The organism is Microlunatus endophyticus (assembly GCF_014646195.1).
GTDB classification, from domain to species: Bacteria; Actinomycetota; Actinomycetes; order Propionibacteriales; family Propionibacteriaceae; genus Microlunatus; species Microlunatus endophyticus.
Map to the genome: position 1 here is coordinate 122,203 of NZ_BMMZ01000002.1, position 23,039 is coordinate 145,241.

General features: G+C 67.4%; 23 protein-coding genes. 20 read left to right on the forward strand and 3 right to left on the reverse strand.

Translation table 11 applies throughout. The annotated features are described in order from the left end of the window. Window positions 1-2: 2 nt before the first annotated feature. Window positions 3-749 carry a hypothetical protein gene (locus IEY07_RS04250; RefSeq protein ID WP_188893943.1) on the forward strand — a complete coding sequence of 249 codons (747 nt, stop codon included), beginning with the start codon at window positions 3-5 and terminating at the stop codon, window positions 747-749. 24 nt (window positions 750-773) lie between these two features. Here IEY07_RS04250 and IEY07_RS04255 read toward each other — a convergent pair whose 3' ends face one another. Both IEY07_RS04255 and IEY07_RS04260 read right to left on the reverse strand, forming a co-directional pair. Continuing rightward, the gene (locus tag IEY07_RS04255) at window positions 774-2,588 is read right to left on the reverse strand and encodes a glycosyltransferase (RefSeq protein ID WP_188893944.1); all 1,815 of its coding nucleotides are present in this window, start codon (window positions 2,586-2,588) and stop codon (window positions 774-776) included. A gap of 79 nt (window positions 2,589-2,667) precedes the next feature. Further along, entirely contained in the window at window positions 2,668-3,561 is an 894-nt protein-coding gene (locus IEY07_RS04260) for a class I SAM-dependent methyltransferase (protein WP_188893945.1), read from the reverse strand. Between the two features lie 288 nt (window positions 3,562-3,849). Between IEY07_RS04260 and IEY07_RS04265 the strand changes: the two genes are divergently transcribed. From IEY07_RS04265 to IEY07_RS04350, 18 genes are all read left to right on the forward strand, one after another. Beyond that, entirely contained in the window at window positions 3,850-4,614 is a 765-nt protein-coding gene (locus IEY07_RS04265) for a class I SAM-dependent methyltransferase (RefSeq protein WP_188893946.1), read from the forward strand. After that, complete coding sequence (locus IEY07_RS04270; RefSeq protein ID WP_188893947.1) at window positions 4,611-6,806, forward strand: glycosyltransferase; 2,196 nt, start codon at window positions 4,611-4,613, stop codon at window positions 6,804-6,806. Before IEY07_RS04265 ends, IEY07_RS04270 begins: the two co-directional genes overlap by 4 nt. Further along, a complete protein-coding gene (locus IEY07_RS04275) occupies window positions 6,803-7,333 on the forward strand; it encodes a hypothetical protein (RefSeq protein WP_188893948.1) in 531 nt (176 codons plus the stop codon). The genes IEY07_RS04270 and IEY07_RS04275 overlap by 4 nt, the downstream gene beginning before the upstream one ends. A gap of 229 nt (window positions 7,334-7,562) precedes the next feature. Continuing rightward, window positions 7,563-8,819: a nucleotide sugar dehydrogenase gene (locus tag IEY07_RS04280; protein WP_188893949.1), complete on the forward strand. Its 1,257-nt coding sequence runs from the start codon at window positions 7,563-7,565 to the stop codon at window positions 8,817-8,819. 8 nt (window positions 8,820-8,827) lie between these two features. Beyond that, window positions 8,828-10,006: a glycosyltransferase family 4 protein gene (locus IEY07_RS04285; RefSeq protein WP_188893950.1), complete on the forward strand. Its 1,179-nt coding sequence runs from the start codon at window positions 8,828-8,830 to the stop codon at window positions 10,004-10,006. 115 nt (window positions 10,007-10,121) lie between these two features. Then, on the forward strand, window positions 10,122-12,137 hold the full coding sequence (gene thrS, locus IEY07_RS04290) for a threonine--tRNA ligase (RefSeq protein WP_373288803.1): 2,016 nt from the start codon (window positions 10,122-10,124) through the stop codon (window positions 12,135-12,137). 107 nt (window positions 12,138-12,244) lie between these two features. After that, complete coding sequence (locus IEY07_RS04295; protein WP_188893951.1) at window positions 12,245-12,988, forward strand: phosphonatase-like hydrolase; 744 nt, start codon at window positions 12,245-12,247, stop codon at window positions 12,986-12,988. Between the two features lie 36 nt (window positions 12,989-13,024). Then, a complete protein-coding gene (locus IEY07_RS04300; RefSeq protein WP_188893952.1) occupies window positions 13,025-13,615 on the forward strand; it encodes an HIT family protein in 591 nt (196 codons plus the stop codon). A 2-nt stretch (window positions 13,616-13,617) separates the two neighbouring features. Continuing rightward, window positions 13,618-14,271 carry a phosphatidylinositol phosphate synthase gene (gene pgsA, locus IEY07_RS04305; RefSeq protein ID WP_188893953.1) on the forward strand — a complete coding sequence of 218 codons (654 nt, stop codon included), beginning with the start codon at window positions 13,618-13,620 and terminating at the stop codon, window positions 14,269-14,271. After that, window positions 14,258-15,178, forward strand: coding sequence for a phosphatidylinositol mannoside acyltransferase (locus IEY07_RS04310; protein ID WP_188893954.1), 921 nt, complete (start codon window positions 14,258-14,260; stop codon window positions 15,176-15,178). The genes pgsA and IEY07_RS04310 overlap by 14 nt, the downstream gene beginning before the upstream one ends. Continuing rightward, window positions 15,175-16,482, forward strand: coding sequence for a glycosyltransferase family 4 protein (locus tag IEY07_RS04315; RefSeq protein WP_188893955.1), 1,308 nt, complete (start codon window positions 15,175-15,177; stop codon window positions 16,480-16,482). The genes IEY07_RS04310 and IEY07_RS04315 overlap by 4 nt, the downstream gene beginning before the upstream one ends. A 10-nt stretch (window positions 16,483-16,492) precedes the next feature. Continuing rightward, window positions 16,493-17,329, forward strand: a complete 837-nt coding sequence (locus IEY07_RS04320) for a DUF881 domain-containing protein (protein WP_188893956.1) — start codon at window positions 16,493-16,495, stop codon at window positions 17,327-17,329. Next, complete coding sequence (locus IEY07_RS04325) at window positions 17,326-17,658, forward strand: small basic family protein (RefSeq protein WP_188893957.1); 333 nt, start codon at window positions 17,326-17,328, stop codon at window positions 17,656-17,658. Before IEY07_RS04320 ends, IEY07_RS04325 begins: the two co-directional genes overlap by 4 nt. Then, the gene (locus tag IEY07_RS04330) at window positions 17,651-18,487 is read left to right on the forward strand and encodes a DUF881 domain-containing protein (protein ID WP_188893958.1); all 837 of its coding nucleotides are present in this window, start codon (window positions 17,651-17,653) and stop codon (window positions 18,485-18,487) included. The genes IEY07_RS04325 and IEY07_RS04330 overlap by 8 nt, the downstream gene beginning before the upstream one ends. Window positions 18,488-18,530: 43 nt before the next feature. Continuing rightward, complete coding sequence (gene gcvH, locus IEY07_RS04335; RefSeq protein ID WP_188893959.1) at window positions 18,531-18,917, forward strand: glycine cleavage system protein GcvH; 387 nt, start codon at window positions 18,531-18,533, stop codon at window positions 18,915-18,917. A gap of 24 nt (window positions 18,918-18,941) precedes the next feature. Beyond that, window positions 18,942-19,436, forward strand: a complete 495-nt coding sequence (locus IEY07_RS04340) for an FHA domain-containing protein (protein ID WP_188893960.1) — start codon at window positions 18,942-18,944, stop codon at window positions 19,434-19,436. A gap of 100 nt (window positions 19,437-19,536) precedes the next feature. Beyond that, the gene (gene ftsR / locus IEY07_RS04345; protein WP_188893961.1) at window positions 19,537-20,376 is read left to right on the forward strand and encodes a transcriptional regulator FtsR; all 840 of its coding nucleotides are present in this window, start codon (window positions 19,537-19,539) and stop codon (window positions 20,374-20,376) included. 93 nt (window positions 20,377-20,469) lie between these two features. After that, a complete protein-coding gene (locus IEY07_RS04350; RefSeq protein ID WP_188893962.1) occupies window positions 20,470-20,982 on the forward strand; it encodes a bifunctional nuclease family protein in 513 nt (170 codons plus the stop codon). 115 nt (window positions 20,983-21,097) lie between these two features. Here the strand turns inward: IEY07_RS04350 and IEY07_RS04355 are convergent, their stop codons facing one another. Next, window positions 21,098-21,886 carry a putative endonuclease domain-containing protein gene (locus IEY07_RS04355; protein WP_188893963.1) on the reverse strand — a complete coding sequence of 263 codons (789 nt, stop codon included), beginning with the start codon at window positions 21,884-21,886 and terminating at the stop codon, window positions 21,098-21,100. 554 nt (window positions 21,887-22,440) lie between these two features. Between IEY07_RS04355 and IEY07_RS04360 the strand changes: the two genes are divergently transcribed. After that, window positions 22,441-23,004 (forward strand): MerR family transcriptional regulator, encoded by a 564-nt coding sequence (locus IEY07_RS04360; RefSeq protein WP_188894414.1) that lies wholly within the window; start codon window positions 22,441-22,443, stop codon window positions 23,002-23,004. The last annotated feature ends 35 nt before the right edge of the window (window positions 23,005-23,039 follow it).

Here is a 23,039-nt window from a genome sequence, read left to right on the forward strand (position 1 = left end):
TCATGCGCAATCTCATCTGGCAGTTCCACGTCGACACCAAGCGGCCGTACGACGGGGTGCATCGCAAGCGGATGGCGATGGCGTCGGTGGAGACGGTCGCGTTCTATGCCATGAAGCACGGCGTGGAATACGAGCTGGGAGCCCATCCCCGATGGTGGGGCCGCGGCTATCACGGCGGCCCGGCGATGGAGCGCTTCCAACTCCTTGACGAGCGGTTCGATGACTATGACCAGATCCTCTACCTGGACACCGACATCCTCATCTCGCCCGAAGCGCCCGACATCTTCCAGGAGCACTCCGACGCGACCATTGCGGGAATCCGCCAGATGCACCAGCGAGACGGCACATTGCTCGAGGACGGCTGGCTGGGCAGGGAATTCCCCGACCCGGACCGGTATCGCACCAACTACGTGAACGGCGCCATCCTGCTGTTGTCCCGTGACTTCCGCCAGTATCTGCGCGGAGTCCTGAGCGTCGACGACATCCAGATCGACAAGGGCAAATCGTGGGATCGGGACCGGCTCGACGTGCGGTGGCCGGTCTACGACCAGTCGATGGTGTCGTACTGGTTGGCGATGTCGCCTTTCTCGCTGACGCCCTTGGACCGGTCCTGGGTGAAGGGTCCGTACTTCTACAATCACGGCGGCCAGAAGACCGACGAGAAGCTGAAGCGCTACTTCCGCCGCTACGACGAGCTGCGTCAGCAGTGGATTCCGCAGGGGTACCCAGGGGTTGCGGCCGATCAGTGAGCAGTATCGGGCACCCGTGGCGGGTCAGGCCGACGGGACGGTGAGGACAGCCAGATGGTCGACCCGCCGGCCGGGCTCCAGCTCGGGATACTCCACGAGCCAGCGGTTGACCGTCTCGCGCTCCTGGCGACGGTTGTAGTCGTCCAGCAGGACGGTTGCGCCGTCGCTCAGTTTCGACCGCAGTAGCGGAACTGCGGGGTAGCGAGCCAGCGGATGGGTCTTGCCGACGGGGCCATCGACCAGGAGCAGATCGATCCCGGTCAGATCGGCGATCGCCTCGACCGCGTACCAGGGGCGCAACTCCGCTCCGACCGGGGTCTGCTCGATCGGAGCGTGGCGGACCTCGACATTGTCCAGGCCCTCGCGGCGGACCATCGTCGTCACGGCCTCGACCCACTCTGCGGAATTCTCCAACGAGACGAGCCGTCCTCCGCCAACCTGCCGCAAGGCCCGTGCGATCCACAGCGTCGATGCGCCGCTGCCGCACTCGACAACCAAGCGCGGCTTGTCGATCAGGACCCGCCGGACGACCTCGTGGAGTCCCTGCGGAGACAGTTGCCAGCCGGCATTGATCGGTGTCACCATGCCGGGCGACTGATCATCGGATCGGGGAGCGACCATGTCCCGCAACTGGAACTCCGCTCGCAGGTTGGTCTCGAGCCGCTGCTGGTCGGCGGCGATCTTGTCGACGGTCCTGCGCAGTGCTGCCAGTTCCTCGACGACGGCGGCCAGCAGTGCCTGGGTGCTCGTCTCCGTGGTCGGCCCGGTGCTCGTCTCCGTGGTCGGCCCGGTGCTCGCCTTGGCGGCCGGCGCAGCGTTCGGCTTACCGCTCAATTGCGCGACGACGCCATCCCAGTCCGAGCGCAGCACGCCGGCCAACAGCGTCCCGGTCAGGCCTTCGGCCCCCGCCGGATCCGCGCCGGCGAGCACCGGGTCGCGCAACAGGTCTGCAAGTCGCCGTAGCTCGACCGGGCCCGCCGGCTTCCCGAGGGCGAGCATCGACGCGAGGTAGCGGTGCCGCATCAGGATCCGGGGAAGCACTCTCGTGGAAACGATCGCACGCCGTTCGGAATCCTCGAGCTCGCTCTCGCGCAGTGCCTCGATCATCGCTTCGAGGATCCGATAGCTCTTCTCGATGTTGGCCGCCGGAGCGTTGGCCCTTCGCGACAAGTGCGCTGGCTCGGTCGGGTCGTCGGCGTGCTGGGTCAGGAAGTAGTAGTCGTAACTGCCGAGATAGACGAACCGGGATGCCCGGAGGATGAAGGCGAAGGCGAACGCAACATCCTGCCCGGAGGGCAGCGCTTCGGAGAATCTCAGCCCCTGACGCTCGATCTCGGCGCGCCGGAACACCTTGTGGCAGGTGAGCGTGGACAGCGCCCGCATCCGGGGCTTCTCGGCGTACGGCTGGGCGAACGTGAAGACGCTTGTCCGGCCGTTGACCGCTACCTGGTTGACCGAGATCCAGTCGATCCTCTCGTGAGCGAGGTAGCCGGCGATCCGAGCCAGCGCCTCGGTCCCGATCGTGTCGTCGGCGTCGACGAAGAAGATGTAGTCACCGCTCGCCTCGTCCAGGATCCGGTTACGGGGCCGTGCCGCGCCGCCGGAGTTCTCGGCGGAGTGGATGACGCGTACGAATCCCGGCGTCTGTGCATGTTCTCGCTCGAAGTCGGCGAGGATCTCCAGCGTCTCCGGCGCCGTGCTCCCGTCATCGACGATGACGATCTCGTAGCGATCATGCGCCAGCGTCGAGCCGGAGATCGACTTCAGACAGCTGCGCAGCAGGTCCCGGCCGTTGAAGACTGGTACGCCGACCGTCAGGACCTTCGATCCGTCAACCACGGATACCCCTCGGAGAAATCTGCCTGCTGGGTGGAAGTGCAGAGTGGAAGTGCAGAGTGGAAGTGCGGGGACGGCGCGCTCAGCCGTCGGTGAGGCGTACGGCCAGATTCATGTGGCCGAGGCTGATCGCCTCGAAGCTCAGACCGGTGCGGTCGAGGAATTCGGTGAAGGCCTTGTGCTCGTGCTGCTGCCAGCCGTAGTAGCCGAAGTACTCGTCGAAGACGACGACCGTGCCCGGCACGAACCATCGCTCCAGCTTGTCGAAGACGGTCTTCGTCGAGCTGTACAGGTCGGCGTCGAGATGACAGAAGGCGAACGGGCCGTCGAAGCGGTCGCCGTAGACGGGCACGGTGTCGTCGAACCAGCCGACGTGGAACTCCACATTCGAGACCGGGATCGTGGGCGGTTGAGCGCCGATGTCGAAGGAGCCGGCGACATTGGCCGTGCCACCCCATGCCTCGGGAAGGCCGACGAAGCTGTCGAAGCCGTGGACGGTCAGGTCCTTGAAGAATTTGGCGATCTGGGTCAACGATGTGCCCCTGTAGACGCCGAATTCTGCGACCTGGCCGGTCAGCGTCACCGCTTGCAGGCCGGCGGCGATGGTCCGGGAGTTGTCGAGGGTGACCTGCATGGTGTCGAACCGCCGGTCCGAGTTGATCAGGTCGACGCCCTCTTCGACAGACCGCTGCCGCAGGGTGATGCCGGTCGAGGGGATGTTGCGGGCGATGTTCAGCTCTTTGCGGATCTGCTCCAAGAGCCGAAGGGACTTGTCCAGCCTGCCCTGGATGGCGTCGAACCGCTGGTCAGCCGAAGCCGAGCCGTCCGGCTGCTCGACGGGCGAGTCCTCCGCCGACCCGTTCGTTGCCGGCCGTCGGTGGGAGGCGATCCCGCCCGTGGGGATCCTGCGGGCATTGGCCAACTCCTTGCGAAGCTGGTCCAGCACCCGTGCCACCTTGGCATTGTCTTCAGGCACGATTCTGTTCTCTCTTCCGGCGATAGCTTTGACGACGACGCACGCTTTCGGACATCAAAACCGTAGCAGTGCTCGTACGGAATACCGCGATCACAGAGCGCATTGTCGGCGGCCAGAAAGTGCCGATTCAGCAACGCCGATATGAACGGTATGGAAACGAAATTCGACGAACCAGAGATTCGATCGACAAGGCTCATCCGAGGGGTCCGGCCGGGCATGGGCAAGTTACGATGAGCCCGCGTTCACCCCGAGCGCGTGAGATCGAAATTCGGCCGACGAAAAGGTGTCATGACCGTTCGCTCAGATCTGACCCGGCGACTGAGTCGTCCCGTGGCGACACCACGACGGCAGTTACCGGAATGGAAGAAGCGCTGGTTCCGAAATTCCTCCCGCCAGTATCTGGCCCGCTACAACCGGACATTCGCCAAGGCCACGAAGCCGGGCATGCTCGTCCTGGACGCCGGTGCCGGAAGGGCGCCATATCGCGGCTTCTTCAAGCATGCGACGTACGAGTCCGCTGACTTCAAGTTGCTGCAGGCGGACCAGACCTATATCTGCGATCTGACCGACATCCCGGTGGAGGACGGCCGGTATGACCGCGTTCTTCTCAATCAGGTTTTGGAGCATCTGCCTGACCCGGCCTCGGCCCTGCGGGAGCTGTATCGCGTGACCAAGCCCGGGGGAGAGCTCATCTGTACTGTTCCGCTGTTCTACGAGGAGCACCAGAAGCCGTACGACTTCTTCCGGTACACCCAGTTCGGGCTGCGAAAGCTCTTCTCCGATGCGGGCTTCTCGGTGCAGACGATGGAGTGGATGGAGGGCTACTTCGGGACGGTTGGCTACCAGTTCGAGGGTATGCACCGGCACCTGCCCAGAACGGTTCCCTCCGGCCTGGGCAGGTGGCGGGCCGGGCGCGCCAGGGTGTTGCTGGGCGCCGCCCGAGGGCTGGGGTTGCTCTTGGCGGGCCTGTTCTACCGACTGGACCAGGAGTGGAAGTACACCCGGACCGGATATCCCAAGAACTTCATGATCATCGCCGGCAAGCCGCGATGAGGGTCGTCGACGTCCTGGACATCTCCGACTTCCGCTTCGCCGGCGGCACCGCTGCCAGCATCGCCGAGGAGATCGCGGCCCAGGCCGGCGCCGGCTGGACCACCGGGCTGATCCACCTGAACGGGCCGCTGGTCGCCCGCGTCACCGGATTCAATCCGCGGATCACCGAACAGCTCGCCGACGGTTCGGCCCGGTTGCTCATCGGTCACGACCCGGTCCGGGCAGCGATCACCCTGATCCGGCACCCGACGGTCCTTGACCAGGCATCCGACCAGCTGCCGCCGATCACCACCGAGCAGGTGGTCGTGATCGTCAACTCCACGATGATCGCCCCGGATGGCGCGCGAGAATTCGACCCGGCCCGCATCAACCGGCTGGTTCGCCAGCGGTTCGGACTCGATCCGCTGTGGGCGCCGCTGTCGTCCCGGATCCGCGGCCAGCTGCTGGCCGCGGGCGGGGACCTGCGGCTGATCGCTGACGACTGGGTCAACGTGATCGATGCGCGGAGCTGGCACGTCGAGCACGACGCCCCGGCCGGTGACCGTCCGGTGATCGGCCGGCACAGCCGTGATGTCGCGGCGAAGTGGCCGCGGGAGCGGGCTGAGCTGCTGGCGGCCTACCCGGAGGACGGCTCGGTCGAGGTCCGGGTCCTCGGCGGCGCCCGGTCCGCGCGCGCCGTGCTGGGCTCTCAGCTGCCGGACTCCTGGCGGGTCTGGGAATTCGGCACCCGCGAACCGCGCGAATTCCTGCAGGGCATCGATACCTACGTGTACTACACCGATCCGCGCTGGATCGAGGCGTTCGGCCGGAACGTGCTGGAGGCCATGGCCGCCGGAGTCCCGGTGGTCCTGCCGCCGGTGTTCGAAACGATCTTCGCAGACGCTGCCTTGTACGCCGAACCGGCCGGGATCCAGGAGGTCGTACGGTCGTTGCACCGGGACACCAACCTGTGGCTTCGGATCTCCGAGCATGCCCGCGCGACGGCGCGCCGGCGGTTCTCCCGTCAGGTGCACGTGGACCGGATCCAGGCACTGAGCGGGCTGGAGGCCCGCACTCCTCAGGCTGGTGGCGAGCAGAGCGGGCACTCCGCTTCGCGACTGCGAGGAACGCCGGCGACGCGGGCCGCCGACGAGCGTCCGAAGCTGCTGTTGGTCAGCAGCAACGGCACCGGCATGGGGCACCTGATGCGACTGATGGCGTACGCGCGACGGGCCACGCACTTCCAGCCGCACGTGGTGTCGCTGTCGCAGGGAGTCGCGGCGGTCGGCAGGCTGGGGATGTCGTACGAGTACGTCCCCTCGGCAGCCGGGCTCGGCATGGATCCGAGCAGTTGGCAGCCGATCTTCACCGACCGGATCGGCGCGGTCCTGCGCCGGGTCCGGCCGGCGGTCGTCGTCTTCGACGGCACCTGGCCCTACAACGGGATCGAGGAGCTCCGCTCGACCCATCCCGATCCGCTGTGGGTCTGGTCGCGCCGGGGCATGTGGCAGCCCGGTCGCAGCCGGGACCAGCTGAAGAAGGCGGCCTGGTTCGACGCGGTGATCGAGCCCGGAGACTTCGCCTCGGCGGGTGACATCGGGGCCACTGCCTCGGCACCGGCTGTGCGGATCCCGCCGGTGACACTGCTTGACGAGGACGAGCTGCTGACCAGGCATGCGGCCCGGCGGGAACTCGGCCTGCCGACCGGCGGCCGGATCGCGCTGGTCGCCTTCAGCGGGGGAGCGGTCGAGGACGTGACCAGTGATACCGCGGCGGCGATCGCCGCCTGCCGTCGGGTGGGCCTGGAGATCTGCGTCACGCAGTCGGTGGTCGCTCCGGATGTCGCGCTGCCCGACGATGTGCATGTCATCAATCCGATTCCGCTGGCGACCTATCAGCGCGCATTCGATGTCGCGATCTCGGCTGCCGGCTACAACTCGTTCCACGAGTTGTTGCGTTTCGGGACCCCGACGCTGTTCATCCCCAAGCGCAACAGCGCGCTGGACGACCAGGGCCGGCGGGCGCGGTGGGCCGCCGATCAGGGCTGGTCGCTCTGCGCCCCCCGGGTGTCGGAGTCAGGAACCGTCCCGATGCTGGCCGAACTGCTCGAGCACGGCGACGAGATGATCGCCAAGGTCACGGCGATGGACCCCGGCAACGGAGCCGTCGATGCGGCGCGGCTGCTCACCGATCTGCACCGGGGTAGGACATGAGCAGCCGCGATCTGGTGGCCGGTCTGGCCCGCGCCGGGCGCAAGGTGCCCGGTGTCCCGGCCGCGCGGCGGATGGTCATCCCGTGGCTCCGCGACAACGACCTGCTCCGCCGGCTTGCTCGCAGGCTCTGGATGACGGAGGTCGGTGCCGATGGCCGCGGCGCCGATCTGACCGCTGGGAAGCTGCTGGGTGGCGTCGGTCGTGACACTTTGCCGGTCCTGCTGGTCGATCTCACCCGGGTGCCCGCCGACGGGCTGGAGACGGTGGTCGACGAACTCGCGGAGATCCAGTTGATCACCGCGGCCTTCCGGCCGGTGCTGTTGCTGGACGCGCCCGCATTCGCCGTCGCCCGCAAATACGGCTACCCACCCGAGTTGGTGCCCCGGTCGCCGACCGAGGTCGATCGGATCGCGTACTGGAAACGCCTGCGCCGCACCTACGGCACCGCGCTGCGATGCACCGTCGGCGCCGAGGGGCTAACTCCTGATGAGCGCGTGTTCTTGTTTTCACTGTCACAAGATGGGTGAGTGACGAGAATTGAGCGGACGATTTTGGTAGCATCACGTACGTATTCCATTGCATGTCAGTGGTTGCTCGAAGGGCCGCAGAGGATTCGAGGTCGGTGGTCAATGAATATCGGGTTAACGTGATGCGTCGTGCTGTTGTCGCCACTGAATATCACCGTTTCCATAGCCCATCGGGACTCGAGACCGGACATATTCAGAATTTCCTTTCGATGAATAGCAGGTTAACGTGATGAGTCGAGTCGCGATCGTTGGGCAGGGTTATGTGGGACTGCCGCTGGCCCGCGAGGCGATCAAGGCCGGACTCGACGTCATCGGTGTCGACCTGGATGCCGAACGGGTGGCCGGGCTCAATGCGGGCCGCAGCCATGTCGACGATCTCTCCGATTCCGACATCGCCGCGATGGTGACCGACGGCTACCGGGCAACGGCCGACTTCGCCGAGATCGCCGATGCCGGCGACGTGGTGATCTGTGTGCCCACCCCGCTGACCGATGACGGTGAGCCTGACCTTCGCCCGTTGCGGAGGGCCGCCCGCGAGGTTGCCGCGCAGCTGCGTCCGGGGATGCTCGTGGTCGTCGAGTCGACCACCTACCCCGGGACCACCGACGAGGTCGTCCGGCCGCTGCTGGAGGCGAACGGGCTGGTCGCGGGAGTCGACTTCAACCTCGCGTTCTCCCCGGAGCGGATCGACCCCGGTAACACCCTGTTCGGCGTCGGCAACATCCCCAAGATCGTCGGCGGTCACACGCCCGCCTGCGGTGACCGGGCGGCGATGTTCTACCAGAAGCTGGTCTCCGACGTCGTCCGGGTCCGCGGCACCCGGGAGGCCGAGATGGCCAAACTGCTGGAGAACACCTATCGGCATGTCAACATCGCACTGGTCAACGACATGGTCCGGTTCTGCCGGGAGGTGGGGATCGACCTCTGGGACGTGATCGATGCCGCCGCGACCAAGCCCTTCGGCTTCCAGGCGTTCCGGCCGGGTCCCGGGGTGGGCGGACACTGCATCCCGATCGATCCGCGCTATCTTTCCCACAACGTACGCGCCCGGCTGGGCCAGCCCTTCCGGTTTGTCGAGTTGGCTCAGGAGATCAACGACTCGATGCCCGCCTACGTCGCCGAACGGATCGGCGGCCGGCTCGGTGCCGACGGCATCGACCTCGCCGATGCGAAGGTGCTGCTGCTCGGTATCACCTACAAGGCCGATGTCGCCGACACCCGGGAGACCCCGGCCGCACCCCTGATCCGGATCCTGCGGACGCTGGGAGCGGAGGTGTCCTATCACGATCCCTTCGTCACCCGATGGGACCTCGACGGCGAGAGCTTGCACTCGGTGGCCGACCTACCGGCGGCGATCGGGGAGGCAGACATCTGTGTGCTGCTGCAGCCGCACCGGGCCTACGACCTCGAGGCGGTCGCCGGGGCGGCCCGCCGGCTGCTCGACACGCGGGGTGTCACAACCGGTACGACTGTCGAGCGGCTCTGACCGGCCGGATGGGATCACCGCTGATGTTGTCGAAGTCTCCACGTCGGGCACTGGTCATCACGGTCGTGCACGATCCCCGCGATTCCAGGATCTGGTTCCGGCAGATCGCCGCCCTGCTGGAGCGGGGCTGGCAGGTCACCTACGCGGCCGCGTTCTCCCCCGACGTCGGACTCGGCACCGAGCACCTCAGCCCCGAGGCCTGCAGCCGACTGCGGCGGGTGACCCTTCCTCGGTCCCGGAATCGGTCCCGGCTCCGGGCGCTGCTCGCCGTACGGCAGCTGCTGGCACGGCACAGCGACCGGTACGACGTGATCGTGATCCACGACCCGGAGCTCTTGGCGTCCACCGTCGGACTGCACCTGCCACAGCTGGTCTGGGATGTGCACGAGGACCTCGCCGCATCGCTGGGCACCAAACAGTGGCTGCCCGACGCCGTCCATGGCCCGACCGCCCGGCTCGTCCGGTCCGCCGAACAGTGGGCCGAGCAGCAGTTCACCCTGCTGCTGGCCGAGACGGCCTACCAGGAGCGGTTCAGCCGGCCACATCGGGTGGTGCCCAACGCGGTGATCGTGCCGCCGGATCTGGTGCCGGCCGGCCAGGACCGGGTCATCTATCTCGGGTCACTGACCGCTGCCCGCGGCAGTCACCTGCTGCCCACGATCGGCCGACTGCTGCGCGAACGGTCCGACGGCCGGATCGGGCTGGAGGTCATCGGGCCGACCCACGACGACCGCACCCGGGATCTGCTGCTCCAGGCTCAGGCCGAGCAGGATCTGGTCTGGACCGGGTTCTTGCCGGCGACCCAGGCCCTCGAGCGGGTCCGTGGTGCGCTCGCCGGGCTGTCCCTGCTGCGGGACTCTCCGAACTATCGGCACAGCATCCCGACCAAGCTGCTCGAATACTGCGCCTACGGGGTGCCCTTCGTCACGACGCCCCTGCCGACAGCTGTCGACCTCGTCCGGCGGAGCGGGTCGGGAGTCGTCGTCGGCTGGGACAGCCCGGATTCGGTCGTGGACGCCGTCCTCGAGCTGGCCGGCCGGCCCGGTCTGGCGCAGCAGATGGGGCGGCGCGGCCACGACTTCGCCATGGCGGAATACGACTGGGCGTACTGGTCGCAGATCTTCGCCGACGAGTTGGAATCGGTTGCCGCCCGGCGGTCCAGGACGCTGGTCGGCGCAGCCGGCTGACCGGGGCGCCGACCACAGCCGCCCTCGACCGGGCTCCCGCCGAGGACCACTAAGCTTGCTGTGCATTTCCGGCGCCGGCACCCGTGGCGCGGGACAGGAGCCGTGAGGAGAAGCCGTGGGGTCGTTCAAGATCACCGTTGTGCGTGACAACGCTGCCGCCGAGCAGGAGGTCACGGACGAGACGACGGGTCTTGACCTGTTCGGCGAGGATCGTACGGTCGTCGCGGTCAAGATCAACGGCGAACTGCGCGACCTGGCGCGCGCGATCCTGGACGGCACCGAGCCTTCGACCAGCTCAGGGATCGAAGTGCGGCCGGTCTCGATCGAGAGCCAGGACGGGCTCAACGTGCTGCGGCATTCGGCCGCGCACGTCGCCGCCCAGGCGGTCCAGACCCTGTACGCCGAGGCGAAGCTGGGCATCGGTCCGCCGATCACCGACGGCTTCTACTACGACTTCGAGGTCTCCGAGCCTTTCACCCCGGACGACCTCAAGGCCGTCGAGAAGCAGATGACCAAGATCATCAAGGAGCGGCAGCGATTCGTCCGCCGCGAGATCACCGACGATGAGGGCCGGGACGAGTTGGCCGACGAGCCGTTCAAGATCGAACTGATCGGCAAGAAGGCTGCGCTGAACAGTGACGGGACGGCTGACGAAGAGGGTGCGAGCGTCGAGGTCGGGGCCGGCCAGCTGACCATCTACGACAACGTCCGGCGGGACGGATCCGTTGCGTGGAAGGATCTCTGCCGCGGCCCGCATGTGCCGCACACCGGTTACATCCCGGCGTATGCGATCACCCGCAGCTCGGCGGCGTACTGGCTGGGGGATCAGAACAACCAGCAGCTGCAGCGGGTGTACGGCACCGCCTGGCCGAGCCGGGAGGCGCTGGCCGACTACCAGCACCGGATGGCTGAGGCGGCCAAACGTGATCACCGCAAGCTCGGTGTGGAGCTCGATCTCTTCAGTTTCCCTGACGAGCTGGGCTCCGGGCTGGCGGTCTTCCATCCGAAGGGCGGCGTGCTGAAGCGGGAGATGGAGGACTACGTCCGGCGCCGGCACATCGAGGAGGGCTTCTCCTACGTCGGTACGCCGCACCTGACCAAGGACAACCTCTTCTACACCTCCGGCCATCTGCCGTATTACTCCGAGACGATGTTCCCGCCGATGGAGTTGGAGGGCGCGCAGTACCGGGTCAAGCCGATGAACTGCCCGATGCACAACCTGATCTTCCGTTCGCGCGGACGGTCCTACCGCGAACTGCCGCTGCGATTCTTCGAATTCGGCTCGGTCTACCGGTACGAGAAGTCAGGCGTCGTGCACGGTCTGACCCGGGTCCGGGGGATGACTCAGGACGACTCGCACTCCTACGTCACCCCGGAACAGGCGCCGGCCGAGATCAAGCACCTGCTGAATTTCATCCTCGGGCTGCTGCGCGACTTCGGGCTGGACGACTACTACCTGGAGCTGTCCACCCGGGACCCGGCGTCGGACAAGTTCATCGGCACCGACGAGGAGTGGGAGACCGCCACCAGCATTCTGGAGCAGGTCGGCGTCGAGTCTGGTCTCGAGCTGGTCCCGGACCCGGGCGGCGCCGCCTTCTACGGCCCGAAGATCTCGGTGCAGACCCGGGATGCCATCGGCCGCAGTTGGCAGATGTCGACCATCCAGTACGACTTCAACCAGCCGGCGCGATTCGGCCTGGAGTATCAGGCGGCCGATGGCACCCGGCAGCAGCCGGTGATGATCCACTCGGCCAAGTTCGGTTCGATCGAGCGGTTCATCGGTGTGCTCACCGAGCATTACGCCGGTGCCTTCCCGCCCTGGCTGGCCCCGGTCCAGGTCGTCGGGATCCCGGTCGCGGCGGAGTTCGACGGGTATCTGGTCGACATCGCGGACAAGCTGCGGCGGGCGGGCGTTCGGGTCGAGGTGGACACCAGTGACGACCGGATGCAGAAGAAGATCCGGAACTGGACCAAGCAGAAGGTGCCCTACCAGTTGATCGCCGGCGGCCAGGATGTCGACGCCGGAGCGGTGTCGTTCCGGTTCCGCGACGGCACCCAGCGCAACGGCGTGCCGGTGGACGAGGCGATCGCCGAGATCACCCGGGCGATCGCCGACCGCGTCCAGGTGTAGGCGCAGCTCCGGACAGCGCGTGGAACGGCCGCGGATGGCAATGGGTAGCAGATCGGTGCGACCTCACACCGGTTTCCGGTCCAGTCGCGTCCAGAAGGAGGTCCCGGATGACCCAGCCAGACATCGATCTTGCGGTGCTCGACATCGCCGGTACCACTGTCGACGACGGCCAGCAGGTCTACAAGGTCCTGGCCCAGACCGCACGGGCCCACGGCGCAACGCCCAGTGATGCCGACATCGCCCGCTGGCACGGAGCGGCCAAGCACGAGGCTCTGAAGGCGCTGCTGACCGAGTCGTCCGGTGTCGGGCCCGGGCCTGAGCAGCTGGCCACGGTGGTCGAGGACTTCCGGACCAGACTGCGGGCTGCTTACGCCGATCATCCACCGGTCCCGCTGCCCGGCGTCGTCGAGACGCTCGGCCGGCTCCGGCAGGCGGGCGTGCGAGTGATCCTGAACACCGGCTTCGACCGCGAGATCGTCACGACGCTGCTCGCCGCGCTCGGCTGGGACGGCGACGCGGTGGTCGACGGCGTGGTCTGCGGCTCCGAGGTCGCGCAGGGCCGGCCGGCGCCGTACATGATCTTCCGGGCGATGGAGCTGGCCGGTGTGACGGCTCGGTCCCGGGTGCTGGTGGCCGGCGACACGCCGCGTGACCTGCAGGCCGGCATCAATGCCGGTGCCGGCTATGTCGTCGGCGTCCTGTCCGGCGCCGGGACCGTCGCCGAACTCGGCGTCGAGCGGCACACCCACCTCCTGGGCTCGGTCGCCGATGTCCCGCAATTGATCGGCGCGGGCTCCGAGCAGCCTGTTTGCCCGACGGCCGGGCGGGGCGTTGTGGACCTGCCGTCCTGATCCGGCATGCTTGGATCCGACATGCTTGGATCCGACATGAGCGACGAGAGCGCAGCGGACTTCGCCGGCGAACCCGATGGGTTCGAACGGCTGTGGACCCCGCACCGGATGGTCTACATCGAGGGCGAGAACAAGCCGCCGGACGGCACCCCGGAAACGTGCCCGTTCTGCCGGATCCCGACCAACGACGACGAGACCGGGCTGCTGGTGCACCGCGACGAACTCGCTTTCGTCGTCCTCAACCTCTACCCGTACTCGCCGGGCCACGTCTTGGTCTGTCCCTATCGCCACGTAGCCGACTACACCGACCTGACCGAGGACGAACGGATCGCGGTCGGCCGGCTGACCGCGCAGTCGATGTCCGTGCTGCGCCAGGTCAGCGCTCCTCACGGCTTCAATCTCGGGATCAACCAGGGCGCGGTCGCCGGTGCCGGGATCGCCGCGCATCTGCACCAGCACGTGGTCCCGCGCTGGGCCGGCGACGGCAACTTCCTGCCGGTGATCGGTCAGACCAAGGCGATCCCGCAGCTCCTCGGCGACACCTGGAGACTCCTGCACAAGGCCTGGCCCCAGGTCGCGGACCGGACCGATCCCGGCCATCCCCTCACCGAACAGGGAGTGAGCTGATCATGCTCGAACGATTCCGCGCAGCCTGGACGAAGGTGATCTCTCCGATCGCCGCCTTCTTCGTCCGGCACAACGTGTCGCCGGACGTGATCACGATCATCGGCACGATCGGCGTCATGCTCGGGGCGATCATCTGCTACCCGCAAGGTTGGCTCTGGCAGGGCACTGTGGTGATCTTCATCTTCGTCTTCTCCGACATGGTCGACGGGCAGATGGCCCGTAGCACCGGCCGCAGCAGCAAGTGGGGTGCCTTCCTGGACTCCAGCCTCGACCGGGTCGGCGACGGTGCGGTCTTCGGCGGGATCACGCTCTACTTCGTCTACGGTTACTCGGTCGCCGGCCGCACTCCGGCCTTCGGCTGGACGACGATCTGGGCGGCGGTCACCCTCTGGGCGCTGGTGATGGGGCAGTTGACTTCCTACGTCAAGGCCAGGGCCGAGAGCCTCGGCTACCACGCCGACGGGGGACTGGCTGCTCGCGCCGACCGGTTGCTGATCGTCCTGATGGGGGCCTGGCTCGCAGGCCTCGGCATCCCGTATGTGCTGGAACTCGCCGTCAGCGCTCTGGCTGTGATGAGCACGTTCACCGTCTTCCAGCGGATCCTCAAGGTCCGCAACCAGGCGACCGAGCAGGACGCCCGGGGTGCAGGTGCCTGATCAGCCGGCACCGCGCCGGCGTCCGAGCGGCCCGCAGGGGGCGCAGGCGGTCCTGCTGCGGCTTCTCTACCAGCTCGGTTGGCGGGTCGGCCCGCGCATCCCCGCGGTGCTGCAGGAGATGGTCATCTCCGCCGGCGCGGCGATCGCAGTCGACCGCGGCGGCCGCCCTATCGACCAATACGCCGAGAACCTGCGATACGCCACCGGTCGCGAGCCCGATCAGGAGCTGCTGCGGGCCGGGATCGCTTCCTATCTGCGGAATTTCCTGGAGATGTTCTCGCTGCCGGGCTGGAGTCGGTCCAAGATCATCGCCCGGGTGAGCACTTCGGGCGAGGGTGATCTGCGCCGGGCGATGGCCGATCAGGGCGCTGTGATCGCCCTGCCGCACAGCGGCAATTGGGACCTCGCCGGCGCCTGGGCCTGCCTGACCGGGATGCCGGTCAGCACGGTCGCCGAGGAGCTTTCCGGACCGGAGTACGAGGAGTTCCTGGCCTTCCGCGAGGGTCTGGGCATGCAGGTGATCGGGCACCGGGATCCGGCTGCGCTGTCGGAGCTGATGGCGGCCGTACGCCGCGGCCGGTTGATCTGTCTGGTCGCCGACCGGGATCTGGTGGGCAGCGGGGTGCCGGTGACCTGGAACGGTCACCCGGTCACCATGCCTGCCGGGCCGGCGCTGGTTGCCCGGCGCACCGGGGCGGCGCTGTTCCCGATGGTCACCTGGTTCACCAACGACGGGCTGCGGCTCGACATCGGCCCGCGGATCGCCCACCGGCCGGGCCGGGCCGGCCTGGTGGCGATGATCCAGGACGAGGCTGACTATTTCGCGGACCGGATCGCCCGGCGCCCGCAGGACTGGCATCTGATGCAGCCCTTCTTCACCCGCGGCCCGGCCGGGGCATCAGCGTGACTGAACTGCTTCCTGCCGGTCTGTCGGAAGATCTCCCAGATGCCCGGCAGCCGTTGACCGTCGGCCTGGTCTGCCCGTACTCACTGTCGGTGCCCGGCGGCGTACAGAACCATGTTCTCGGGCTCGCCGGCTACCTGACGGCGGCTGGTGACCGGGTCCACATCCTGGCGCCCGGTGATCTTGATCCGCGGCGTGCCCGGCAGTACGGCGTCGACCCCGCGGTGATCACCTCGGCCGGCGGTTCGGTGCCGGTGCCGTACAACGGCTCGGTCGCGCGGGTCGGTCTCGGGCCGGCCATCGAGGTCCGGGTACGGCGCTGGCTCGGTCTGGTCCGTCCCGATCTGGTGCACATCCACGAACCGCTCGCTCCGGGCGCGTCCCTGGCCGCCCTGGTGGCCAGCCGGGCACCGGTCGTCGCGACGTATCACACCGCGACTCCGAGGTCGGCGCTGATGCGGATGGCCGGTCTCGTCCTCGGCCCGGTGATCGACAAGATCACTATCGGGGTCGCGGTGTCCGAACCGGCCCGCGGTGTCGTCACGAGCCATCTGGACCGCGATCCGGACGTGGTCCCCAACGGTTTCCGGCTCGCCGAATTCGATCATGCCGGTGTTGATCATGAGGGTGGCGGTCCGGCGACCGGCCCGTGGCGTGCCGGCGATCATCCGCGGCTGGTCTTCCTCGGCCGGCTGCAGGAGCCGCGCAAGGGGCTGCAGGTGCTGCTCGACGCGCTGCCGATGATCAAACAGCGCCGCCCCGACCTCGAGGTGGTGATCGCCGGCAGTGGCAGCCAGGCACGGATGGACAAGATCATCCGCCGCAGCGGCGTACCGGTGGACCGGGTGCTCACCGGTCAGGTCGACGACAGCACGCGGACCGCATTGCTGCGCGGTGCCGACGTCTTCGTCGCGCCGCACCGGGAACGGGAGAGTTTCGGCATCGTGTTGATCGAGGCGATGGCTGCCGGCGCCACTGTGGTTGCCTCCGACCTGCCGGCCTTCACCGATCTGCTCGGCGATGCCGGCGGCGATCCGCTCGGCTACGTCTTCCCGGCCGGGGACCCCGCCGCTCTGGCCCGTACGGTGACCCGGGCGCTGGATTCGGACCGTACGCTGCTCAACCTTCGGGCTCGGCGTGCGGTGGGCCGCTACGACTGGTCGGTCGTCGGCCCCCGGATCCGGACGCTGTACGGTCGAGCCACCGGGACGGCGAGCGACGACCCGACCGATGACCCGACCGATGACCCGACAGCCGGGACCTTCCGGCGGGATGCTCTATTCCCGAACCGGCGGCGGAATCGTTAAGGTCACCGGCGTGGATGCTCATGCCTCGGCGGACGGTCGGCGGGCCAGGCACGCCCCGGACGCGAGCATGGATCTGCTCAAACAGATCATCGAGCAGCCCGTCGATCCTGACTACGCCGCGGTCGCGGCGCGGCAACCTGACCGGCGCAAGCGGGACACCAACCGGTCGCGATTGGCGTTCGCGGTGATCATCGTGGTGATCGGCGTCCTGTTCACCGTCGCCGCCCTGCAGACGACCCGGTCGAGGCCGGCGGCGGCGAAGGAGCGCGACCAACTCGTCGCCCGGATCAAGTCGGCCCAGACCAGTCGTGACGCGATGCGTCAGCAGGCCGACTCGCTGGCCGCAGAGAATGCCCGACTGCGCAGCAACGGGCTCGGCGACGACGCGGAGGACCAGCAGCTGCGTCAACAGCTGGCCGGCCTGGAGTCGGTGACCGGCGCCGGTGCCGTGACCGGCCCGGGCCTGAAGATCGTCGTCGACGACGGCACCGGGGCTGCCGGTGACAATCAGGTGCTGGACGTGGACCTGCAGGTGCTGGTCAACGGCCTGTGGCAGGCAGGAGCCGAGGCGATCCAGATCAACGGGCAGCGGCTCACCGCGCTCAGTGCGATCCGTGAGGCCGGCCAGGCGATCACCGTCAACTACCGGTCGCTGACGGGACCGTACGAGGTGGATGCGATCGGTGATCCGGATACGCTGCAGGCACGGTTGCTGGAGACGTCGGCCGGACCCTGGTGGAATTCGCTGAAGGACGAACAGGGCATGCGCTACGACGTGTCCACCAGCTCGGAGTTGCACCTGGCGGCGGTGCCCGGGCTGACCGTACGGAGCGGAAGGACGCGATGATCCCGATCCTCGGCCTGATCGCCGGCATCATCCTCGGCCTGGTCCTCCAGCCGGGAGTCCCGGACTTCCTCCAGCCGTACCTGCCGATCGCCATCGTGGCCGCCATGGACGCCCTGTTCGGTGCCTTCCGCGCCTATCTGGAGGGGACCTTCACCGACCGGGTCTTCGTGGTGTCCTTCATCTCCAACGTTCTGATCGCCGCCGCGATCGTCTACGTAGGCGATCAGATCGGCGTCGGGTCCCAGCTGTCCACCGGCGTCGTGGTGGTGCTGGGCATCCGGATCTTCACCAACGCCGCAGCCATCCGGAGGGCCTTGTTCCATGCCTGACGACGCGCAGACCCCTGAGCCCGACGTCAAGACCCCTGAGCTTGTCGAAGGGGCGGACGACAGACCTTCGACAAGCTCAGGGACCGAGGGGAGTTCCGGCCCGTGGCGCCGGATCCGGCGTGCCTTCACCCGGCCCGGCAAGGGTCAGCTGATCGCTGCGCTGATGTTGTTCCTGGTCGCGTTCGGCGGCGTATTGCAGGTGCGGAGCAATCGCACCGACGACACCTACGCCAATGCCCGGCAGGACGATCTGGTCCAGATCCTCGACGGACTGAACAGCGAGTCGCGCCGGCTGCAGGGCGAGATCGAGGATTTGCAGAAGACCCGGGACAACCTCCGTTCCGGCGCCAACCGGCAGCAGGTGGCCCGGAGCGAGACCCGGCTGCGGATCGGCGATCTGGGCATTCTGGCCGGCACCGAGAAGGCCGAGGGGCCGGGCGTACGGATCACCGTCACCGACCCGCACCAAAAGCTGACGCCGGAGCTGATGCTGGAGGGAATCGAGGAACTCCGCGACGCCGGTGCGGAGGCGATCGAGATCGACAACAGCTACCGAGTGGTGGCCACTACCTACTTCGCGGGCACTGCCGGTAACGTGACGGTCGACGGGCAACCCATCGGCAGCCCCGTGGTGATTGAAGCGATCGGGGACAGCGACAGTCTGGCCTCCGGCGCGGATTTCCGCGGTGGTTTCGCCGACCAGGTCACCGGAAGCACCCAAGGGCAGGTCGAGATCGTTCGCAAGTCCACGATCGACATCGACTCCTTGCACACCCAGAAGAAGAATCAGTACGCTCGCCCAGCATCGTCGCCGTCGGCGAAGCGATGACCAGTGACCGACCAGCAGGCGCACACACCGAGGAGCCAAGTTCGTGCCCGAATACCCCGAGGATCTGAAGTACACCGCTGAGCACGAGTGGGTCCGTCAGGGCAACGAGGCCGGCGTGCGGATCGGGATCACCGAGTACGCCGCCGAGCAGCTCGGTGACATCGTCTTCGTCTCGCTGCCGGCCGTCGGGGACGAGGTGACCGCCGGCGACTCGTGCGGAGAGCTGGAATCAACCAAATCGGTCTCCGACGTGTTCTCCCCGGTCTCGGGGACCGTCACCGCGATCAACCAGGCACTGGAGGACAGCCCCGAGCAGGTCAACACCGACCCGTACGGCGACGGCTGGCTGTTCGAGGTGGAGACTGCCGCCGGCACCGATCTGGATGACCTGTTGGATGCGGACGCCTACGCTGAACACGTGGACAGCTGAACACGTCGATCGGATGTTTGTCGGATGATTTACTGCACCAACTGCGGCCATGCCAACCCGGAGGCCAGCAACTTCTGCAGCCAGTGCGGCACCCAGCTGCAGAGGCCGGAGAAGCCTGCCCCGGAATCCCTGGACACCACCCGCACGATGGCGGCGGTGCCGGAGCCTGACGACGATGCGCTGAGCTCCGACGACGAGGCCGCGGTGAGCGCACTGCCGAAGGGTTCAGCGCTGCTGATCGTGCGTCGCGGTGCCGACGCCGGCAGCCGGTTCCTGCTGGACACCGAGCACACGACCGTCGGCCGCAGTCAGGAGGCCGACATCCTGCTGGACGACATCTCGGTCTCCCGCCGGCACGCGGTCTTCACCCTCACCGACGACGGCGTCGTGGTCAAGGACATCGGCAGCCTGAACGGCACCTACGTGAATCGGCAGATGGTCGACGAGCAGTTGCTGCAGGCCGGCGACGAGGTGCAGATCGGCAAGTTCCGCCTGGTCTATTACGCGGCACGATCCTGAGGGGTCGCTGACGGCGTCGGACGGATCGCCCGGTTAGGCTGGGGGCCCGACTGCACATCGACCGGACCGCACATCGACCGGAGGGGGCGCCGACCACCGTATGGCTGCGAATTCGACGCTGCGGAGTATCGGTCAGGTGCTCGCCTCGTTGAAATCCGAGTTTCCCGACATCTCGATCTCCAAGATCCGTTTTCTGGAAAGCGTCGGGTTGCTGGCCCCGGAGCGAGCGCCGTCCGGATATCGCCGCTATCGGCCGTCCGATGTCGAGCGCCTCCGCTACATCCTGCGCGTACAGAAGACGCAGTACCTGCCGTTGAAAGTGATCCGCGACCACCTCGAGCAGCTGGACCGTGGACTCGACCCGAGTGTGCGCCGTGACGGCGGCGCGCCCGAGGCGGTGCAGGCGCCGCTGGTTGCGCCGCCCGCGGTGTCCGCGGTGCCGAACGGTCCGCGGAGTGCGACGACGAAAGGGCAGGGTCCGACCGGTCCCCAGGCGACCTCGGCCGGCGTACCGCCGGCCGCCTTGCGAGACGCCTCACCCGCCACCGCACCGCCCGGTGCGGATCGCGCCCGGCAGCCGCCGCGGCAGCTCCGGCTGTCCCGCGCCGACCTGCTGGAGGCTAGCGGCCTGACCGAGGCGGCGCTGACGGAGTTGGAGTCGATCCAGGTGATCGTCCCGCGCCGTGGCACCCAGTACTACGGCCGGGAGGCGCTGGCCATCGCAGTGGCCGCCCGAAGGCTGGCCGTCTACGGGATCGACAGCCGGCATCTGCGGGCCTTCAAACTCGCGGCGGACCGGGAGATCGGACTGGTCGAGCAGGCGATCGCCCCGCACACCCGCGCGCGGGTGAAGGACGGCCAGGGCGACGTGGCGGCTGAGGTGACCCAGCTGGTGATCGGCGTGCACGCTGCACTGATCCGTACGGGCATGGAGCGGTAACGGCCCTGCAGTGGCCGGATGGGGTTGTTACGTGATCATCAAACTCGGCTGGGGCCGTGTTCGCACCGGGCGTCGGCGACGTACTGTGGTCGTATGCCAGAACTCGATGTGGTCGGTGTGCGAGTGGAAATGCCGTCGAACTCGCCCATGGTCCTGCTGCGAGAGGTCGGCGGGGCCCGATACCTGCCGATCTGGATCGGCGCCGGTGAGGCCTCGGCGATCGCCAACGCCCAGGAGGGCGTCGTGCCGCCGCGCCCGCTGACCCATGACCTGATCGTCGACTTGCTGTCCGGCCTCGGACACACGCTGTCGGAGGTTCACATCACCGAACTCTCCGGCGGCACCTTTTATGCGGTGCTGGTGATCGACGGCGTCGAGATCAGCTCCCGCTCCTCGGACGCGATCGCCATCGCCCTGCGGGCCGGTTGCGAGATCTACTGTGCCGAGGACGTCCTCGACGAGGCCGGTGTGCTGATGCCCGAGGAGGACGGCACCGACGAACCGGAGGAGACGCTGGACTCCGATACCGAGGTGGCGAAATTCCGGGAGTTCCTCGACCAGGTCAACCCGGACGACTTCGTCACCGGTGGCCCGGACCACCCTTGATCGCTGGGGCCCTGATCCCTGAGGTCCTGATCCCCAGGTTCATAGGGAACGCCGCCACAGAGGGCGAGCGTGTGGATGTTCAGAGCCTCGCCAAGATCCATACGCTCGCCTTCTATTACCAGTGGTGCCGTCGCCACCAAGAGGGCTGCTCGAGGGTCCAGGTGTCCAGAGCGCGGTTCCGGCGTTGTCCGCGCCGGTAGCCGTCCTGCCATCGACGGATGAGCTGGTTCCGGTGTCGCCGGATGTCGGTCTTGTCACATCGGACAACGACCAGGTTCGCTGACTCGAGTTTCTCCTCGCGGATATTGTCCTTTCGGTGCTGCTCGGCCGTGCGATGCTGCCCGCCGTCGAATTCTCCGACCAGCCCGGATTGAGGGTCGAACAGGTCTGCGATGCCCAGAAGTTCCTCCGACGGCCCGAAGATCGGCATGTTGACCAGTGGGTCCGGGAGACCGGCATCGAATCTCCAGGACATCCGCGCCCGGGTTTCCCAACCGCTGCGTACGCCTCTGCGTGCGAGTGCGGTCGCACGTTCAGCCTGCTCGACTCCTGTCCAGGTCCGATGGGTGACTGCGTAGGCCAGCAGTTGCGGAACTGAGACGCAGCCGAACGCGAGCATCGAGTCCAGGAACACGACTGCCTCCTCCAGCGAGGTGGCCCGGCGGGTGCCGTCGAATGCCGTGCGAGCCGGCGAGGTGATTCGGACGTCGTCGCGGACGACGGTGTCCTGGCCGGTCAGTTGGGACCGGCGATAGCTGATGCCTGCAGTGGAACGGCGGCGTACTTCCGGGGAAATGAGCACCAGCTCCTGCTCGGCCATGGTGTGCGGGTCCAGCCCGTCAAGCCAATCGACGCCGAAGAGGTATGCCGCCGCCCACGTGCCCACGGCGGAGCCCTCAGGCATCAGTGATGTCACGTCGAGGATGCGTTGCGCGGTTGACAGCCGCACTGAGTCCGGACGATCCGGGTCGTCGGAGGCGACTGTGGTCAGACCTGCAGTCGCCGGGACGTAATATCCGCGGCTGACGCGCCGCCAGCGGGTGGATCGCAAGGCACTTTGATTGATATCCCTCGACAGGAGGGTCGCATACGACTCCGGACGGACAGCGCGTGCCAGTTGTTCCTTCCACGCAGACATCTCGTCATTCTCAGCGACCCTGGGAGGTACAGCGCCGGGTCATCCACAGCGGTTCGGCCGGCACAGGGCGAGCGTGTGGATGCTCCGAGCCCCCCGAAGATCCATATGCTCGCCTTGTGCGGCGGCCCTCAAGTTGAGGTTGAGGGACAGCGGCCGTCCGGGCACCGTCCCGGCGTGTCGTTGACCCTCGGCGACGGCTGGTCGTAGGTTCTTAGAGGTAATCCACAGCATGGAATTACCTCGATGAGAGTCCTGCCTGGGAGGCACCGGTGACAAGCAAGGGACGTACGGCCGAGTCGGCTGATCAACCCACCCTGCCGATGGGCGAGGCCCAGGACCTGCTCTTCGAGGGTGATTTCGCACCGCTTCCGAGCGACCGCGGCTTTCGCGGGCCGGTGGCCTGCAGTGTCGTCGGCATCACCTACCGGCAGCTGGACTACTGGGCGCGTACCGGCCTGGTCACTCCCGAGATCCGCGGTGCCAGCGGCTCGGGCAGCCAGCGGCTCTACAGCTTCCGCGACATCTTGATCCTCAAGGTGATCAAGCGACTGATCGACGCCGGTATCTCACTGAACCAGATCCGTACGGCCATCGAGCACCTGCGTGCCCGTGGCGTCAACGATCTCTCCGAGGTGACGCTGATGAGCGACGGCGTCTCGGTCTTCGAATGCACCTCCGACGACGAGGTGATCGATCTGCTCCGCGGCGGCCAGGGTGTCTTCGGGATCGCCCTTGGCGGGGTCTGGAAGGACATCGAGGGCTCGCTGGCGACGCTGCCGGTGGAGCGTGCCGAGGTGGCCGAGCACGACGACGAGACCGAGGCGGCGCTGAAGGCGGCCGACGACGAGTTGTCCCGGCGTCGCCGCGCCCGCGCCGCCGGCTGAGTCTCATCGATCGGGGCCGCCGGCCTGCTGCCGTG